The following is a 2,650-nucleotide window of genomic DNA, read 5'->3' on the forward strand; positions in this document are numbered from 1 at the left end:
GAGGCGAACCGGGAGAACTGAAACATCTAAGTACCCCGAGGAAAAGAAATCAACCGAGATTCCCTCAGTAGCGGCGAGCGAACGGGGATTAGCCCTTAAGCATCTTGGAAGTTAGTGGAACGGTCCTGGAAAGGCCGGCGATACAGGGTGATAGCCCCGTACACGAAAACAACCTTGATGTGAAATCGAGTAGGGCGGGACACGTGACATCCTGTCTGAATATGGGGGGACCATCCTCCAAGGCTAAATACTCCTGACTGACCGATAGTGAACCAGTACCGTGAGGGAAAGGCGAAAAGAACCCCTGTGAGGGGAGTGAAATAGAACCTGAAACCGTGTACGTACAAGCAGTGGGAGCCCTTCGGGGTGACTGCGTACCTTTTGTATAATGGGTCAGCGACTTACATTTTGTAGCGAGGTTAACCGTATAGGGGAGCCGTAGGGAAACCGAGTCTTAACTGGGCGTCTAGTTGCAAGGTGTAGACCCGAAACCGGGTGATCTAGCCATGGGCAGGTTGAAGGTTGAGTAACATCAACTGGAGGACCGAACCCACTAACGTTGCAAAGTTAGGGGATGACCTGTGGCTGGGGGTGAAAGGCCAATCAAACTCGGAGATAGCTGGTTCTCCCCGAAAGCTATTTAGGTAGCGCCTCGGACGAATACTACTGGGGGTAGAGCACTGTTTGGGCTAGGGGGTCATCCCGACTTACCAACCCCATGCAAACTCCGAATACCAGTAAGTAATATCCGGGAGACACACGGCGGGTGCTAACGTCCGTCGTGAAGAGGGAAACAACCCAGACCGCCGGCTAAGGTCCCAAAGTTCTGGTTAAGTGGGAAACGATGTGGGAAGGCTCAGACAGCTAGGATGTTGGCTTAGAAGCAGCCATCATTTAAAGAAAGCGTAATAGCTCACTAGTCGAGTCGGCCTGCGCGGAAGATGTAACGGGGCTCAAACCAGGCACCGAAGCCGCGGATTCACACTTATGTGTGAGTGGTAGGGGAGCGTTCTGTAAGTCTGCGAAGGTGTATCGAGAGGTATGCTGGAGATATCAGAAGTGCGAATGCTGACGTAAGTAACGATAAAGGGGGTGAAAAGCCTCCTCGCCGGAAGACCAAGGGTTCCTGTCCAACGTTAATCGGGGCAGGGTGAGTCGACCCCTAAGGCGAGGCCGAAAGGCGTAGTCGATGGGAAGCAGGTTAATATTCCTGCACGACTTGTAATTGCGATGGGGGGACGGAGAAGGCTAGGTGGGCCAGGCGACGGTTGTCCTGGTGAAAGTGCGTAGGTGGTGTTTCTAGGCAAATCCGGAGACACAACACTGAGACACGAGACGAACGCACTACGGTGCGGAAGCCATTGATGCCCTGCTTCCAGGAAAAGCCTCTAAGCTTCAGATTACAAGTCATCGTACCCCAAACCGACACAGGTGGTCGGGTAGAGAATACCAAGGCGCTTGAGAGAACTCGGGTGAAGGAACTAGGCAAAATAGAACCGTAACTTCGGGAGAAGGTTCGCTCCTGACAGTGAAGTCCCTTGCGGATGGAGCAGTTGGGAGTCGCAGTGACCAGATGGCTGGGACTGTTTATCAAAAACACAGCACTCTGCAAACACGAAAGTGGACGTATAGGGTGTGACACCTGCCCGGTGCCGGAAGGTTAATTGATGGGGTTAGCGCAAGCGAAGCTCTTGATCGAAGCCCCGGTAAACGGCGGCCGTAACTATAACGGTCCTAAGGTAGCGAAATTCCTTGTCGGGTAAGTTCCGACCTGCACGAATGGTGTAACCATGGCCATGCTGTCTCCACCCGAGACTCAGTGAAATCGAATTCGCCGTGAAGATGCGGTGTACCCGCGGCTAGACGGAAAGACCCCGTGAACCTTTACTACAGCTTGGCACTGAACATTGAACCTACATGTGTAGGATAGGTGGGAGGCTTTGAAGGCGTGACGCCAGTTGCGCTGGAGCCGTCCTTGAAATACCACCCTTGTATGTTTGATGTTCTAACGCAGGGCCCTGAATCGGGCTCGCGGACAGTGCCTGGTGGGTAGTTTGACTGGGGCGGTCTCCTCCCAAAGAGTAACGGAGGAGCACGAAGGTTGGCTAATCCTGGTCGGACATCAGGAGGTTAGTGCAATGGCATAAGCCAGCTTAACTGCGAGACGGACAGGTCGAGCAGGTACGAAAGTAGGTCATAGTGATCCGGTGGTTCTGAATGGAAGGGCCATCGCTCAACGGATAAAAGGTACTCCGGGGATAACAGGCTGATACCGCCCAAGAGTTCATATCGACGGCGGTGTTTGGCACCTCGATGTCGGCTCATCACATCCTGGGGCTGAAGTCGGTCCCAAGGGTATGGCTGTTCGCCATTTAAAGTGGTACGCGAGCTGGGTTCAGAACGTCGTGAGACAGTTCGGTCCCTATCTGCCGTGGGCGTTGGATGATTGAAGGGAGTTGCTCCTAGTACGAGAGGACCGGAGTGAACGAACCTCTGGTGTTCGGGTTGTCACGCCAGTGGCACTGCCCGGTAGCTAAGTTCGGAATCGATAACCGCTGAAAGCATCTAAGCGGGAAGCGAGCCCTGAGATGAGTCATCCCTGACCCCTTGAGGGTCCTAAAGGGCCGTTGGAGACCACAACGTTGATAGG

Annotated in this window: 1 rRNA gene; it reads left to right on the plus strand. The window is 53.8% G+C overall.

Going from position 1 to position 2,650, the window contains the following annotated elements:
* Positions 1-2,650, plus strand: a 23S ribosomal RNA gene (locus G5168_RS20885); the annotation flags it as partial.

Source organism: Aeromonas sp. 600724 (assembly GCF_049175135.1).
Lineage (GTDB): Bacteria > Pseudomonadota > Gammaproteobacteria > Enterobacterales > Aeromonadaceae > Aeromonas > Aeromonas veronii_A.